Annotated in this window: 14 protein-coding genes; 12 read left to right on the top strand and 2 right to left on the bottom strand. The window is 62.9% G+C overall.

What is annotated here, in order from left to right:
- From CXK91_RS19065 to dctM, 10 genes are all read left to right on the top strand, one after another.
- Nucleotides 1-1,116: an ABC transporter permease gene (locus tag CXK91_RS19065; RefSeq protein WP_103457630.1), complete on the top strand. Its 1,116-nt coding sequence runs from the start codon at nt 1-3 to the stop codon at nt 1,114-1,116.
- A 203-nt stretch (nt 1,117-1,319) separates the two neighbouring features.
- A complete protein-coding gene (gene rfbB / locus CXK91_RS19060) occupies nt 1,320-2,390 on the top strand; it encodes a dTDP-glucose 4,6-dehydratase (RefSeq protein WP_103457629.1) in 1,071 nt (356 codons plus the stop codon).
- Nucleotides 2,387-3,259 (top strand): glucose-1-phosphate thymidylyltransferase RfbA, encoded by an 873-nt coding sequence (rfbA, locus tag CXK91_RS19055; RefSeq protein ID WP_003282440.1) that lies wholly within the window; start codon nt 2,387-2,389, stop codon nt 3,257-3,259. The genes rfbB and rfbA overlap by 4 nt, the downstream gene beginning before the upstream one ends.
- A complete protein-coding gene (gene rfbC, locus CXK91_RS19050; RefSeq protein ID WP_102833205.1) occupies nt 3,256-3,801 on the top strand; it encodes a dTDP-4-dehydrorhamnose 3,5-epimerase in 546 nt (181 codons plus the stop codon). Before rfbA ends, rfbC begins: the two co-directional genes overlap by 4 nt.
- Nucleotides 3,798-4,712, top strand: coding sequence for a dTDP-4-dehydrorhamnose reductase (rfbD, locus tag CXK91_RS19045; protein WP_103457628.1), 915 nt, complete (start codon nt 3,798-3,800; stop codon nt 4,710-4,712). The genes rfbC and rfbD overlap by 4 nt, the downstream gene beginning before the upstream one ends.
- Before the next feature lie 137 nt (nt 4,713-4,849).
- A complete protein-coding gene (locus tag CXK91_RS19040) occupies nt 4,850-6,658 on the top strand; it encodes a sensor histidine kinase (protein WP_103457627.1) in 1,809 nt (602 codons plus the stop codon).
- On the top strand, nt 6,655-8,049 hold the full coding sequence (locus CXK91_RS19035) for a sigma-54-dependent transcriptional regulator (RefSeq protein WP_103457626.1): 1,395 nt from the start codon (nt 6,655-6,657) through the stop codon (nt 8,047-8,049). The genes CXK91_RS19040 and CXK91_RS19035 overlap by 4 nt, the downstream gene beginning before the upstream one ends.
- 343 nt (nt 8,050-8,392) lie before the next feature.
- Complete coding sequence (gene dctP / locus CXK91_RS19030; protein WP_103457625.1) at nt 8,393-9,388, top strand: C4-dicarboxylate TRAP substrate-binding protein DctP; 996 nt, start codon at nt 8,393-8,395, stop codon at nt 9,386-9,388.
- A gap of 262 nt (nt 9,389-9,650) precedes the next feature.
- A complete protein-coding gene (locus tag CXK91_RS19025) occupies nt 9,651-10,277 on the top strand; it encodes a TRAP transporter small permease (RefSeq protein ID WP_103457624.1) in 627 nt (208 codons plus the stop codon).
- A complete protein-coding gene (dctM, locus tag CXK91_RS19020; protein ID WP_003282430.1) occupies nt 10,277-11,557 on the top strand; it encodes a C4-dicarboxylate TRAP transporter large permease protein DctM in 1,281 nt (426 codons plus the stop codon). The genes CXK91_RS19025 and dctM overlap by 1 nt, the downstream gene beginning before the upstream one ends.
- Nucleotides 11,558-11,623: 66 nt before the next feature.
- Here the strand turns inward: dctM and CXK91_RS19015 are convergent, their stop codons facing one another.
- Entirely contained in the window at nt 11,624-12,232 is a 609-nt protein-coding gene (locus CXK91_RS19015; protein WP_058063291.1) for a 2OG-Fe(II) oxygenase, read from the bottom strand.
- A 154-nt stretch (nt 12,233-12,386) separates the two neighbouring features.
- Here CXK91_RS19015 and CXK91_RS19010 point away from each other — a divergent pair, with 154 nt between their 5' ends.
- The gene (locus CXK91_RS19010) at nt 12,387-13,151 is read left to right on the top strand and encodes a hypothetical protein (protein ID WP_103457623.1); all 765 of its coding nucleotides are present in this window, start codon (nt 12,387-12,389) and stop codon (nt 13,149-13,151) included.
- A gap of 18 nt (nt 13,152-13,169) precedes the next feature.
- Here the strand turns inward: CXK91_RS19010 and CXK91_RS19005 are convergent, their stop codons facing one another.
- Nucleotides 13,170-14,108: an alpha/beta hydrolase gene (locus CXK91_RS19005; RefSeq protein WP_103457622.1), complete on the bottom strand. Its 939-nt coding sequence runs from the start codon at nt 14,106-14,108 to the stop codon at nt 13,170-13,172.
- Between the two features lie 85 nt (nt 14,109-14,193).
- Here CXK91_RS19005 and CXK91_RS19000 point away from each other — a divergent pair, with 85 nt between their 5' ends.
- Nucleotides 14,194-14,763 carry a DUF6436 domain-containing protein gene (locus CXK91_RS19000; RefSeq protein WP_103457621.1) on the top strand — a complete coding sequence of 190 codons (570 nt, stop codon included), beginning with the start codon at nt 14,194-14,196 and terminating at the stop codon, nt 14,761-14,763.
- The last annotated feature ends 2 nt before the right edge of the window (nt 14,764-14,765 follow it).

Raw genomic sequence — 14,765 nt, 5'->3', positions numbered from 1 at the left:
ATGCGTACACTCGGCAACGTCTTCCAGCTGGGGCTCAAGGAGCTACGCAGCCTGTACCGCGACCCGGCGTTGCTGGTACTGATCGTCTACGCCTTCACCCTAGCCATTTACACTGCGGCCACTGCGTTGCCCGAAGCGCCCCACCGCGCCACGCTCGGGGTGGTCGACGATGATCAGTCCCAGGCCTCGCGGCGCATACTCAATGCCTTCCAGCTGCCCTATTTCCTGCCACCGGTGCCCATCGACCTGCGGCAGATGGACAGTGGTATGGACGCGGGCCTGTACACCTTCACGCTGAACATTCCGCCAGGGTTTCAGGAGGACCTGCTGGCCGGACGCAATCCGACCATTCAGCTCAACGTCGATGCGACCCAGGTCAGCCAGGCCTTTACTGGCGCCGGGCACATCCAGCAGATCATCAACGACGAAGTCACCGCTTTCGTTAAGCGCTATCGCGCCAACACCGCCCTGCCGGTCGAAGCCGTGGTACGCACCGCGTTCAACCCCAATCTCACGCGTTCCTGGTTCGGTGCCGTCAACGAAGTGATCAACCAGATCACCATGCTTTCGATCATTCTCACGGGCGCGGCGCTTATCCGCGAGCGCGAACACGGCACCATCGAGCACCTGCTGGTCATGCCGGTCACACCGTTCGAGATCATGCTGGCTAAAGTCTGGGCGATGGGACTGGTGGTACTGCTCGCGTCGGCGTTCGCTCTGCGCTTTATCGTCGAGGGTTGGTTGCAGATTCCGATCCAGGGGTCGCTGATGCTATTCGTGGCTGGCGCAGCGCTGCATCTGTTCGCCACCACATCCATGGGCATCTTCTTCGGCACCGTCGCACGCTCGATGCCGCAACTGGGCCTGCTGATCATTTTGGTGCTGATGCCGCTGCAGATTCTCTCCGGCGGCATGACCCCACGCGAGAGCATGCCCCAGCTGGTGCAGAACATCATGCTGGCAGCCCCCACCACGCACTTCATTGAACTGGCCCAGGCGATCCTGTTCCGCGGTGCTGGCGCATCGGTGATCTGGCCGCAACTGCTGGCGTTGGCGTTCATAGGCACGGTGTTTTTTCTTGGTGCGCTGTCGCGACTGCGCAAGTCCTTGCGATAGCCGCATCGGGCCGTCCGACAGCTGCTCGACCTCTCTATTCTGCGCCTTTCTGGCATTACGCCAGCACCCTATGGTTACCTTAGTAACCAGTCGGTTACCCAACACCCCGAGGCGCTCGGGAATTTTTGTATCAGTGGCCGGTCTATCGTGCCGACATGCTAAGAGCCTGACGCTCGACAGCGCGCCAAGGAAGCCACATCACTATGCGCATTCTCGTTACCGGTGGAGCCGGGTTCATCGGCTCCGCACTGATCCGCCACCTCATTCTCGATACCGAGCACAGCGTGCTCAACCTGGACAAACTGACCTATGCCGGCAACTTGGAGTCGCTGGTAACTGTGGAAGACAACCCACGCTATCAGTTCCTCCAGGCCGACATCGCCGATCGTGAGCGGGTCAGCGAGGCGCTGCTGGAGTTTCAGCCGGACGCCATCATGCATCTGGCCGCCGAGTCCCACGTCGACCGCTCCATCGACGGCCCGGCCGAGTTCATCCAGACCAACATCGTTGGCACCTATCAGTTGCTGGAGGCCACCCGCGCCTATTGGCAGAGCTTGTCGGCCGAACGGCGCGAGGCGTTTCGTTTCCACCACATCTCCACTGACGAGGTGTATGGCGACCTGCACGGTGTCGACGATCTGTTCACCGAAACCACGCCGTACGCGCCCAGCTCGCCCTACTCGGCAAGCAAGGCCTCATCGGATCACCTGGTTCGCGCCTGGCAGCGTACTTACGGCCTGCCGGTGCTGATCACCAACTGCTCGAACAATTACGGTCCTTATCACTTCCCCGAGAAGCTGATCCCGCTGGTCATCCTCAATGCTCTGGATGGCAAGCCGCTGCCTGTTTACGGCGATGGCTCGCAGATTCGCGACTGGCTATTCGTCGAGGACCATGCCCGTGCACTGTTCAAGGTGGTCAGCGAAGGCAAGGTCGGTGAGACCTACAACATCGGCGGCCATAACGAGCAGAAGAACATCGAGGTGGTGCGCGGCATCTGCGCACTGCTGGAAGAGCTGGCGCCGAGCAAGCCTGCCGGGCTTGCGCGCTATGAAGATCTGATCACCTTCGTCAAGGATCGTCCTGGCCACGACCTGCGCTATGCGATCGATGCCAGCAAGATCGAGCGTGAACTGGGCTGGGTGCCGGAAGAGACCTTCCAGACCGGGCTGCGCAAGACCGTGCAGTGGTATCTGAACAACCTCGAATGGTGCCGTCGCGTTCAGGACGGCAGCTATCAACGCGAGCGCCTTGGCGCACTGGAGAACGCATGAAAGGAATCATCCTCGCCGGAGGCTCCGGCACTCGTCTGCACCCCATCACCCTTGGCGTATCCAAGCAGCTGCTGCCGATCTACGACAAGCCGATGGCCTATTACCCGATTTCGGTGCTGATGCTCGCTGGCATCCGCGACATCCTGCTGATCTCCACCCCGCAGGACTTGCCGCAGTACAAGAACCTGCTGGGTGATGGCAGCCAGTTCGGCGTCAATTTCACCTATGCCGAGCAGCCTTCGCCGGATGGCCTGGCGCAGGCGTTTCTGATCGGTGAAGAATTCATCGGTGATGACTCAGTTTGCCTGATCCTCGGCGACAACATCTTCCACGGCCAGCACTTCACCGAGAAGCTGCAACGTGCCGCGGCCCAGCCGACCGGCGCCACCGTATTCGGTTACTGGGTCAAGGACCCGGAGCGTTTCGGGGTGATCGACTTCGACGAGACCGGCAAAGCGCTGTCCATCGAAGAGAAGCCGAAGAAGCCCAAGTCCAGCTATGCGGTGACCGGCCTGTATTTCTACGACAACGACGTGATCGAGATTGCCAAGTCGATCAAGCCGTCGCCACGCGGCGAGCTTGAGATTACCGACGTCAACATGGCCTACCTCGAGCGCGGAGACCTCAATGTCGAGCGCTTCGGCCGCGGCTTCGCCTGGCTCGATACCGGTACCCACGACAGCCTGCTGGAAGCTTCGCAATACGTGCAGACCATCGAGCACCGTCAGGGCCTGAAGGTCGCCTGCCTGGAAGAAATCGCCTACCAGAACAAGTGGATCGATCGCGAGCAGCTGCTGCGCCGCGCCGACGCTCTGGGCAAGACCGGCTACGGCCAGTATCTGTTCAAACTGGCGGGTGAAGACGCATGAAAATCATCGAAACCAGCATTCCCGACGTACTGATCATCGAGCCCAAGGTCTTCGGCGACGAACGCGGTTTCTTCTACGAGAGCTTCAATGCGGCCGCCTTCGAGGCGGCCACGGGGCTCCAGCGGCAGTTCGTCCAGGACAACCACTCCAAGTCCCAGCGCGGCGTGCTGCGCGGGCTGCATTACCAGATTCAGCAACCGCAGGGGAAACTGGTGCGCGTGGTGGCCGGCGAAGTCTTCGACGTCGCCGTCGATCTGCGCAAGAGCTCGCCGAGCTTCGGCCGTTGGGTCGGGACTCACCTGAGCGCGCAGAACCAGCGTCAGCTGTGGATCCCAGAGGGCTTCGCGCATGGTTTCGTGGTACTCAGCGAAAGCGCCGAGTTCCTCTACAAGACCACCGACTACTACGCGCCAGAGCACGAGCGCAGCCTGTTGTGGAACGATCCGGAGCTCGGCATCGAATGGCCGTTCGACGAACCGCCACAGCTGTCCGCAAAGGACCAGGCTGGCAAGCGCCTCAGCGATGCGGAGCTGTTTCCATGAAAATCCTGATCACCGGCAGCAAGGGGCAACTTGCCCGTGAGCTGCAGTTGGAGCTGGCGGGTGCCGGCAAGCTGCTGGCGCTTGGGCACAACGCACTGGACCTGGCTGATCCGGAACAGATTCGCGAACAGGTGCGCCTGTTGCGGCCGGACCTGATCATCAATGCGGCGGCCTACACCGCCGTCGACCCGGCGGAAAGCCATCGCGAGCTGGCCTTCGCGGTCAACGCGCGAGGGCCGCAGGTGCTCGCCGAAGAAGCTGCGCGCCTTGGTGTACCGCTGATCCACTATTCCACCGACTACGTGTTCGACGGCCGCAAGACCGAACCCTACAGCGAAGCCGACGTCCCGCAGCCACTGAGCGTCTACGGTGCCAGCAAGCTGGCCGGGGAGCAGGCCATACAGGCGGTCGGTGGCGAATACCTGATCCTGCGGACCAGCTGGGTCTATTCGCAGCACGGCAAGAACTTCCTGCTGACCATGCAGCGGCTGCTGCAGGAGCGTGACTCGCTGTCGATCGTCAGTGATGAGGTCGGTGCGCCGACCTGGGCGGCCACCATCGCCCGTACCACCGCCGAGATGGTGCGCAAGCGCAGTGCAGGCGACGCGGGCCCTAGCGGTCTGTATCACCTTACCGCTAGCGGCGAGACATCCTGGTACGGCTTTGCTTGCAGCATCGCCGAGCAGCTTCGCCAACAGGGCCGCTTGCGCGCCGAGATCACGCCCATCCAGTCGAAGGACTATCCGACTGCGGCACAACGCCCACTCAACTCCCGGCTTAACTGCGCACGCCTGCAAAGCGACTGGGGCGTCCGACTGCCGGACTGGGAAACCGCACTGCACGAATGCATTGCTCAATCCCATCACTTCGGCGTCACCAACACTCCCCAAACCGCCGCTACCGGCCGCTGAGCAGGGAGCGGCTGGCGCGGTACAAAAAGCTGCCGCGACGGCTTTTCCAGCCCGCCCTCCGGGCCCGGCCCGCACACCGGTACTGAACGCCGGAGCTCTCTGCATGCATAATGCGCCCGACACCCAGGCGCCCACGCATGACCGCACTGCATCCTCCTCGCCGCCCTCGCTGGCGCAACCTCGCCCTCCTGGCCTTGCTGCTCGCGCCACTGCTCTGGCCGTTGCAGCAGCTTGCCGAGCGCTATTACCGCAATGAGCTGACCGAACAGAACCGGCAGACCCTCGACCTGTACGTGGCCAATCTGCTCGGTACGCTGAACCGCTACGAGGTGCTGCCGCGCATCCTCGGCGATCTGCCGGCGCTACGCGCCGTTCTGCAGCAGGCCGAGGCACCGGCTGTGCGGGACAATGCCAATCGCCTGCTCAAACGCCTGCGCAACCAGACCGGCGCTGACGTGATCTATCTCATGGGTACGGACGGCACCACCCTGGCGGCCTCGAACTGGGATGAGGAAGACAGCTTCGTCGACCGCAATTTCGCCTTCCGCCCCTATTTCCGCCAGGCCATGGAAGGTCACCTGGGACGCTTCTTCGGCCTTGGAACCACGTCCGGCAAGCGCGGCTACTACTTCGGCGCCGCCGTACGCGACGACGATGGCATCCTCGGCGTGCTGGTGGTCAAGGTCGACCTGGACCACACCGAGACACTCTGGGGCAACACCCCGGAACAACTGCTGGTGACCGATAACTTCGGCGTGGTTATTCTCACCTCCCGCCCGGAATGGCGCTTTCGCGCTACCCGTGGCCTAGGTGTCGACGAACGCGAACAGATCGCTGTCGATCAGCCCTATACGACTCTGTATCCGCAGGACCTGACGCTGAACATCGATGCTTGGCTGATCCAGAGCCGGGAGCTGAAGGAAACCGGCTGGACGGTGCGTATCCTCGCGCCGATCAACCTGATCGAGCGCCCGGTGCGCACCGTGGTCGCCATCGGCGCAGCCATGCTGCTGGCACTGCTGCTCTGGCTCGGCCTGCTGATGCAGCGCCGCCGTCACTTCATCGAACGCATGGCGCTGGATACCAAGGCACGCCAGCAGCTGGAACAGCGTGTGCTCGAACGCACCCATGACCTGGAAGCGCTGAACAGCCGGCTCAAGGTCGAAGTGCTGGAGCGCGAACAGGCGCAGCAGGAGCTGGTGCGCGCCCAGGACGAACTGCTGCAGGCTGGCAAGCTGTCAGCCCTGGGCACCATGTCGGCGAGCATCAGCCACGAACTCAACCAACCGCTGGCGGCCATCCGCAGCTACGCCGACAACGCCGGCGTTTTGCTCGATCAACAGCGCAACGCCGAAGCCCGCGACAACCTGCGGCTGATCAGCGAATTGACCGCACGCATGGCTTCGATCATTGCCCACCTGCGTGCCTTCGCTCGCCGCGACCAGCATGCGCCGGAGCGGGTTGCGCTGCAGCCTGCTCTGGACGATGCCCTGGCGCTGCTCGCCAAGCGTCGCCAGGGCATGGGCGTGGAACTCATTCGCGATCTCCCGGAGGCCACGCTATGGGTGCAGGCAGGCGAAACGCGGCTGCGGCAGATCCTCGCCAACCTGCTGGCCAATGCGCTCGACGCGCTGGCCGAGCGACCACCGCCGCGGCGCATCTGGCTGCGCGCAGAACTGCAGGGCGACGGCGTGCTGCTCAGCCTGCGCGACAACGGCCCGGGTTTCAGCGCTGAAGCCCTGCAGCGCGCCCGCGAGCCATTCTTCACCACCAAGACCAGCGCTCAAGGCCTGGGGCTCGGCCTGGCGATCTGCGATACGCTTACTCGCGCCCTGGGCGGCGAGCTGCGCATGAGCAATCACCCCGAGGGTGGCGCGCAGCTTGGGCTGTTTCTGCGCAGCGCCGAGCCCGGCGTCGCCTTCCCCACCGAGGACCACTTCCAATGAGCAGCGACAACCCGATCAGCGCCCAGGCGCAGGTGCTGCTGATCGATGATGATCCACACCTGCGCCAGGCCCTGAGCCAAACCCTCGATCTGGCCGGCCTCAAGGTGGTCAGCCTGGGCGACGCCCGCGACCTGGCCGCACGGCTGCCGGTGGACTGGCCGGGCGTAGTGGTCAGCGACATCCGCATGCCTGGGATCGATGGACTGGAACTGCAGCAGCAGCTGCGCACACGCGACAGCGAACTGCCGGTGATCCTGATCACGGGCCACGGCGACATCCAGCTGGCGGTGCAGGCGATGCGCGCCGGGGCTTACGATTTTCTGGAAAAGCCGTTCCCCAGCGAAGCGCTGCTGGACAGCGTGCGCCGCGCCCTGGCGCTACGTCAGCTGGTGCTGGACAACCGCTCCCTGCGCCTGGCCCTGGCCGACCGTCAGCAGCTTTCGGCGCGCCTGCTCGGACAGTCGAAGGCGATGTTGCGCCTGCGCGAACAGATCGGCGCGCTGGCCAGCACCCAGGCCGACGTGCTGATTCTCGGCGAGACCGGTGCCGGCAAGGAGGTGGTGGCTCGGGCCCTGCATGACCTGTCCAGCCGGCGCAGCGGTCCGTTCGTGGCGATCAATGCCGGCGCGCTGGCCGAATCGGTGGTGGAAAGCGAACTGTTCGGGCATGAGCCGGGGGCGTTCACTGGCGCGCAGAAGCGTCGGATAGGCAAATTCGAGTTCGCCAATGGCGGCACACTGTTTCTCGACGAGATCGAGAGCATGAGCCTGGACGTGCAGGTCAAGCTGCTGCGCCTGCTGCAGGAGCGGGTCGTCGAACGCCTCGGCGGCAATCAGTCGATACCGCTGGATATCCGTGTCATCGCGGCAACCAAGGAGGATCTGCGGATTGCTGCCGATCAGGGCCGATTCCGCGCCGACCTGTATTACCGACTCAATGTGGCACCGCTGCGAATTCCGTCGCTGCGCGAGCGCAGCGAGGACATCCTCCTGCTGTTTCAGCACTTTGCCGAGACCGCCGCGCAGCGCCACGGCCTGCCAATACATGAGCTGCAGCCGGAGCAGCGCGCGGCCTTGCTACGTCACGCCTGGCCAGGCAACGTGCGTGAACTGCAGAACACCGCCGAGCGCTTCGCCCTGGGATTGGGTTTGGGGCTTGAGCTACCGGGCGACGAACCGGCCGGGGGCCTTGCCGGTAGCGGCAGCCTGGGCGAGCAGGTGGAGGCCTTCGAAAAGGCTCTGATCGCCGCTGAGCTGAACCGTCCCCACGGTTCACTGCGCAGCGTTGCCGAGGCCCTGGGCCTGCCCCGCAAGACGCTGCACGACAAGCTGCGCAAGCATGGCCTGAGCGCAACCGACACTGGCGGAAGCTCGCCTGATGAAAGCGAGTAGATGGCGGGAAACCGCCATGCAGCTTGTTTTGACCGAAGCGATCGCCGCACCTGACAACGCCGCGCCAGCGAGCCCCGCAAATAGCATCTGCCCGGCGCAAAGGTGCGACTTAGACGCACTTGTTGGCGATTGGCCATTCAAACCTTCATCTGTTGCTGGGTAAACTCCATGCCCTCAGGCTGCTCTGCTCGCTATTGGCACAGGCATTGCTCCTGAAACTCAATGAACCGGACGGAACGAGTGGCGATCGAGCGTCGCCCCATGGCTAGAACGCCTAGACTTGCCCAGCTGGTTACTGCCGGGACGCCCCGTGGCGACCCATCCACAACAAGAGGAAACACCCATGTTCAAACTGACTGCCAAGGCGCTGGCATGCGCCCTGTCGCTTAGCATCGCTGGTCTGGCCCACGCGGCCGACCCGATCTCCATCAAGTTCTCCCATGTGGTCGCCGAAAACACGCCGAAAGGCCAGGGCGCCCTGATGTTCAAGAAGCTGGTGGAAGAGCGTCTGGCCGGCAAGGTCGAGGTTCAGGTTTACGCGAACTCCTCGCTGTTCGGTGATGGCAAGGAAATGGAAGCCCTGCTGCTGGGCGACGTTCAGCTGATCGCTCCGTCGCTGGCCAAGTTCGAGCATTACTCCAAGGGCATTCAGGTCTTCGACCTGCCGTTCCTGTTCGATGACATCGCGGCAGTCGACCGCTTCCAGAAAGGCGAAGCCGGCCAGAGTCTGCTGCGTTCGATGGAAGACAAGAACATCACCGGTCTGGGCTACTGGCACAACGGCATGAAGCAGCTGTCGGCCAACAAGCCGCTGCGCGAGCCCAAGGACGCCCGTGGTCTGAAGTTCCGCGTACAGGCTTCCGCCGTACTGGACGAGCAGTTCAAGGCCGTGCGCGCCAACCCGCGCAAGATGAGCTTCGCTGAGGTTTACCAAGGCCTGCAGACTGGCGTGGTAAACGGTGCCGAGAACCCCTACTCGAACATCTACTCGCAGAAAATGCACGAAGTGCAGAAGTACATCACCGAGTCCAACCATGGTCTGCTGGACTACATGGTGATCACCAACACCAAGTTCTGGAACGGTCTGCCGGCTGACATTCGCAGCGAACTGGAGACCATTCTGGACGAAGTGACTGTAGCGGTGAACAAGCAGGCCGAAGAGCTGAACCAGGGCGACAAGCAGCGCATCGTCGATGCAGGCACTACTGAAATCATCGATCTGACCCCAGAGCAGCGCGAAATGTGGCGCGAAGCCATGAAGCCGGTCTGGAAGAAGTTCGAAGGCGAAATCGGAGCCAACCTGATTCAGGCTGCCGAAGCTGCCAACAAGGCTCAATAAGCCTTTGCCGAGGGGCGGTACCCCGCCCCTTTGCTGCACCACCAGCGAAACCCGACAGCTCAGTGAAAAAACAAAGCAGCTAGCGAAGATCATGCCCGCACCCAAGGGCAGAAAGGCCAGGCCGAGGTGATCCCGGGCCACGCCCCTTCGATGGCGACAACAAGAGTTTTTCATTGCTCTGTCTCCCAGCCTACCCCGGCTGGTCCACGGCGCACCTCCGTGCTGCCTTCGCATAACAGCAGTCCATCGGGAGATGTCATCCATGAACGCCCTCTGGCGCGTCTGGGATCGCTTCGAGGAAGGTTTCATCGCCTTTCTGCTGGCCGCCATGACATTGGTGACCTTCGTCTACGTGATCCTCAACAATCTCTACACGCTCTTCTACGATCTGGGCGACCGGTTCGAAGGAAGCGCCGACTTCTGGTTCGGCATCGGCGACTTCATCATCGGCCTGGCTCAGGCCATGACCTGGAGTACCGCGCTGACCAAAGCACTGTTCGCCTGGCTGATCTTTTCCGGCCTTGCCTACGGCGTGCGCACCGCTGGCCACATCGGTGTCGACGCCCTAGTCAAGCTGGCGCCGCGCCACATTCAGCGCGTCATCGGCATCGTTGCCTGCCTGTTCTGCCTGGGTTACGCGGGCCTGCTGACCGTCGCCAGCTTCGAATGGATCCAGGCACTGTTCATCGCCAACATCGGTGCGGAAGACCTCGGTCATGTCGGCATCAAGCAATGGCACATAGGCATGATCGTGCCATTCGGCTTCGCCATGGTGTTCATCCGTTTCGCCGAGATCTTCGTGCGTATCCTGCGCAACGAGCAGACCGGCCTCGGCCTCGCCGATGAAGCGGCCGATGCCATCAAGCTCGGCGAAGAGGAGCCCAAGTAATGACCATTCTGTTCCTGTTCGTCGCCCTCTTCGCACTGATGTTCATCGGTGTGCCGGTGGCCGTTTCCCTGGGCCTGGCCGGTTCGCTGACGATCATGATCTTCAGCCAGGACTCGGTGCGCTCGCTGGCGATCAAGCTGTTCGAGACCTCCGAACACTACACGCTGCTGGCGATCCCGTTCTTCCTGCTGGCTGGCTCATTCATGACGACGGGCGGCGTAGCACGTCGCCTGATCGATTTCGCCAACGCCTGCGTCGGCCACATTCGTGGCGGCCTGGCAATTGGCGCAGTACTGGCGTGTATGCTGTTCGCCGCGCTGTCCGGTTCGTCACCGGCAACCGTGGCCGCAGTCGGTTCCATTGCCATTGCGGGCATGGTGCGCTCCGGCTACCCGCAGGCTTTCGGCGCCGGCATCGTCTGTAACGCCGGCACCCTGGGTATCCTCATCCCACCATCGGTGGTGATGGTGGTCTACGCCGCTGCTACCGAGCAGTCCGTGGGCAAGCTGTTCATGGCCGGCGTGATACCGGGCGTTCTGCTCGGCCTGGCACTGATGGTGGCGATCTACATTATCGCGGTGAAAAAGAACCTGCCGGCGCTGCCGCGCGCATCTTTCCGCGAGTGGCTCTCGGCTGCACGCAAGGCGCTCTGGGGCCTGCTGCTGATGGTGATCATCCTCGGCGGCATCTACTCCGGCATGTTCACACCCACCGAGGCTGCAGCCGTGGCGGCGGTGTATTCGGCCTTCATCGCGCTGTTCGTCTATAAAGACATGACGCTGCGCGAATGCCCGAAGGTGATTCTGGAGTCGGGCAAGCTGAGCATCATGCTGATGTTCATCATCGCCAACGCCATGCTCTTCGCCCACGTGCTGACCACCGAACAGATTCCGCAGGCAATCACCGCTTGGGTGATCGAAGCAGGCCTGCAACCCTGGATGTTCTTGCTGGTGGTGAATATCGTCCTTCTAGTGGCCGGTGCTTTCATGGAGCCGTCGGCAATCATTCTGATCCTGGCGCCGATTCTGTTCCCGATCGCCATTCAGCTGGGCATCGATCCGATTCACTTGGGCATCATCATGGTGGTGAACATGGAGATCGGATTGATAACACCACCCGTGGGGCTAAACCTGTTCGTCGCCTCGGCGGTGACGGGTATGCCGGTTACCCAGGTCATCCGCGCAGTGATGCCGTGGCTGGCGCTGATGCTGAGCTTCCTGGTGGTCATCACCTACGTGCCATCGATTTCCTTGGCACTGCCGAACTGGCTGGGCATGTAACCCTCAACGCTTACTTCCCTTTAGCCCGGCGTATGCCGGGCTTTTTTTCGGCTGGAGAAAGCTTCGTCAGATCGCAAGCACATCCGCCGGGCGCCGCCGGAACCAGCCGGTCAACGACAGACGATCGGCCTGGGTGACCAGCACCTCATGGGGGAATTCACCGGAGAGGAAGACCACCAGGTTGCCGGCCAGCGGCGGCACATCCATTTGCCTGCCGTCGGGGAAATGCATGCGCAGCTCACCGGCGTGGCTGGGCTGCCAGTCCGGGTTCAGGTACAGCACCGCGGTGACGGCACGACTGTCGTCATCGCGAAAACGGTCCAGATGCGTCTGGTAGAAGGCGCCTGGCGGGTAGAAGGCAAAATGGCACTCGAACTCCTCCAGACCGAGGAACAGCTCGCGATTGAGCGTCTGACGCAGCTCATCCATCACCGTGAGGTAGTGATCGCACACCACAGCCTGGCCCGGCTCCAGCCACTGAATATGATCGCTGCGAATGCCCTCGCGCACTGCCTGCGCTTCGCCACGGCCAACTCCCGCAGGCGCCAGCGCCCCTTCGGCCTCACGCTTGCGGCACTCGTCGGCCAGCTTGTGGGTCACATCACTGGGAAGGAAAGAACTCTTTAGCGACCAGCCGCGCTCGGCCAGGTCGTCGATGATCGAAGAGAACTGCAAGGAAGTGACTCCGAAGGGATACCGCAGGAGTCTAGGGTCTGTTGAGACTCCGCCACAAGCACCGTCGCTGCGCCAGATGTCTGCAGCACTTGTACGCCTCGACAAGCATGCGCCGGGGCACGGAAAATGAACCGCCCGCCATACAGGAGCTTCCATGCGCGCCCTCTTAGCCTGTGTACTGCTGACATTGAGCATCAACAGCCTCGCCGACACCTACAACGAGCTCTATGAAACCGCTGGCTGGACCGAACAGCGAGCCAATTTCGCCGATGCGCTGACCGCAGCCCAGCAGCGCTATAAGGACACCCTGCCGCCGGCGGTATTTCAGGCTCTGGTGACCAACAGCAATCGCCGTTTCGCCTCCCATGCCATCGATCAGCGCGCACAGCAGGCATTGCGTGACAACCTGGCCGAGCCGCAACCGCCGCTGGAGTTCTTCCAGAGCCCGCTGGGACGCAAGATCGTTTCTGCCGAAGTGCTCGCCGCACGTCGCGAGCAACTGGCGCAGCACGTCAACGGCCTGCCGCGGGTGGAGGCCGGAAGCAACCGGCAACTGCTCATCCGCCATCTGGCTACCGCCATTCCGGCCAGCGAAGCGGGCGCGGAGGTCAGCCTGGCGCTGGCCGGTGTGGCCGCCGACAGCCTCAGCCAGATGATTCCCGGCCTGCTCGGCGGCAATCAGGCGCAGGGTCTGCTGAGCAGCCAGCGCCAGCGTTTGATCGAGCAGGCCGAAGCCGACCTCGACAATACCCTGCTGTATGTCTATCGAGACCTGTCCGACGCCGAGCTGGAGGAATACGTACAGTTCGCCCAGTCCGACGAGGGCAAGTCCTATTACCAGGCGGCGCTGAAGGCGCTGCGGGCCGGACTCGCGGTGGGTATGAGCGGAACCGAGCTGGAACCGCAGCAAGGCATCTGACTGACTGCTTGCGCGGCGCTAGTTCAGGCGCTCGCGCAGAAAGTCGAAATACGCCTGGCGCAACTCTTCACGCTCGTTCACCAGATGGTGACGAGCACCGGGCAGACGCAGAACCTCCGCGCCGGCGAACTTGCGTTCGAGGATCGGCAGGTTGTACTGCCAGTCCACCGTCATGTCCGCCTCCCCCTGGATGATCAGCGGCGAATGCGCACTGTCAGCCGCGCCCTCGATACGCGGAATCCAGCGTGACAGCGCACCGACCCAGGCTGTTGGCAGGACGTCCGGCTGCAGCGGGTCCTGGCGCTGGACGAACTCGAGAAAGGCTGGGTCGCCGGAGTTCTCGCTGAAGGTTCGCGGAATCTGCTGCACGAAACGCCGCAACAGTTCGTAGCTGACGCGTGAGCGCAGCCAGGCGCGCGGACGCACCAGCGGGGCAAGCAGGATGGTGCGGCCCAGGTCATGGTTGTCGGCCTGATGCAGCAGGTGATCCAGCGCGATCGCACCGCCAGTACTCTGGCCAAGCAGATGCCAGGGCCGCGGCAGATCAAGCTGACGCGCCTGTTCGAACAACCCGCTCAGCACGGCCTGATACTCGTCGAATTCGTTGATACTGGCGCGCGGACCGCTGGACAGCCCGTGGCCCGGCAGGTCGCAGGCGAGCACGGCGAAACCCATCTCCAGCCCCCAGTCGACCACATGCCGGTACAGGCCCATGTGGTCGTAGTAGCCGTGCAGAATAAGCAGGCTGGCGTGGGGCTGTTCAGGCCACCAGGCCTGGGCAACCACGTCGTAATCGTGCACGCGAAAACGCCCCAGCCGCCGCTGCACATTTCCCCGATGCGGCATGTCCAGGCCGTAATAGGCCTGGTAGTGCAACGTTTCGGCGGATGCGTCAGCTGCTTCGCACAGGGCGGGCAGGCTGTTACGCAGGCGATCGGGCTGGATACGCGCGGGCATGGACTTTCTTCGGTTGGCAAGGACTCGGAATATTCTGCTCTGCGTCGTGCCATGGCAAGCTTGCGCACCCACATCGGAGCCCACCATGAGTGCTTGTCGCAAATACCTGATTGCTGCACTGGTCGCTCTGCTCTGGGGCGGCGCCATGCTGGCCGCCTTCTGGTGGTTCGAGGCGCGCTATCTGCGCACCTTCGACGGTGAGCGTGCCGAGCTGTTCTCCGGCGATGCACTGCGCCTGCCTGCAGAGCTACAGGGCCCGGGGTCAGTGCGCTTCGTGCATTTCTGGGACCCAAGCTGTCCCTGCAATGTCGGCAATCAGCAGCACTTGGAAGAACTGCTGAAACGCTTCGCCGGGCAACCCGTCGATTTCTACGAAGTCCGCAAGCCGGGCAGCAAGGGCCGCTTGCCGCAACCGCTGTTATCGCTCAAATCCCTCAGCGCCCTGCCCGGCTCCGAGCAACTGCCGGCCAGTCCTGCTGTGGGCATCTGGGACCAGAGCGGCGAGCTTGTCTATATCGGGCCTTACAGCGAGGGCGCTGTGTGCAGCTCGGACAACAGCTTCGTCGAGCCAATCCTCGACGCGGTACTCGCCGGCCGTAAGGTGCGCGCCACGCATTCGCTGGCCGTCGCCTGTTTCTGCGACTGGCAGCAATAAGC

It is taken from the genome of Stutzerimonas stutzeri, assembly GCF_002909485.1.
GTDB classification, from domain to species: Bacteria; Pseudomonadota; Gammaproteobacteria; order Pseudomonadales; family Pseudomonadaceae; genus Stutzerimonas; species Stutzerimonas stutzeri_AH.
Note: the sequence above shows the minus strand (reverse complement) of the source record. Positions and strands in the feature narration are given on the sequence as shown.

Coding starts and splice junctions, on each gene's coding strand:
- CXK91_RS19065 (WP_103457630.1), top strand. CDS start 1: ATGCGTACACTCGGCAACGTCTTCCAGCTGGGGCTCAAGGAGCTACGC.
- rfbB (WP_103457629.1), top strand. CDS start 1,320: ATGCGCATTCTCGTTACCGGTGGAGCCGGGTTCATCGGCTCCGCACTG.
- rfbA (WP_003282440.1), top strand. CDS start 2,387: ATGAAAGGAATCATCCTCGCCGGAGGCTCCGGCACTCGTCTGCACCCC.
- rfbC (WP_102833205.1), top strand. CDS start 3,256: ATGAAAATCATCGAAACCAGCATTCCCGACGTACTGATCATCGAGCCC.
- rfbD (WP_103457628.1), top strand. CDS start 3,798: ATGAAAATCCTGATCACCGGCAGCAAGGGGCAACTTGCCCGTGAGCTG.
- CXK91_RS19040 (WP_103457627.1), top strand. CDS start 4,850: ATGACCGCACTGCATCCTCCTCGCCGCCCTCGCTGGCGCAACCTCGCC.
- CXK91_RS19035 (WP_103457626.1), top strand. CDS start 6,655: ATGAGCAGCGACAACCCGATCAGCGCCCAGGCGCAGGTGCTGCTGATC.
- dctP (WP_103457625.1), top strand. CDS start 8,393: ATGTTCAAACTGACTGCCAAGGCGCTGGCATGCGCCCTGTCGCTTAGC.
- CXK91_RS19025 (WP_103457624.1), top strand. CDS start 9,651: ATGAACGCCCTCTGGCGCGTCTGGGATCGCTTCGAGGAAGGTTTCATC.
- dctM (WP_003282430.1), top strand. CDS start 10,277: ATGACCATTCTGTTCCTGTTCGTCGCCCTCTTCGCACTGATGTTCATC.
- CXK91_RS19010 (WP_103457623.1), top strand. CDS start 12,387: ATGCGCGCCCTCTTAGCCTGTGTACTGCTGACATTGAGCATCAACAGC.
- CXK91_RS19005 (WP_103457622.1), bottom strand. CDS start 14,108: ATGCCCGCGCGTATCCAGCCCGATCGCCTGCGTAACAGCCTGCCCGCC.
- CXK91_RS19000 (WP_103457621.1), top strand. CDS start 14,194: ATGAGTGCTTGTCGCAAATACCTGATTGCTGCACTGGTCGCTCTGCTC.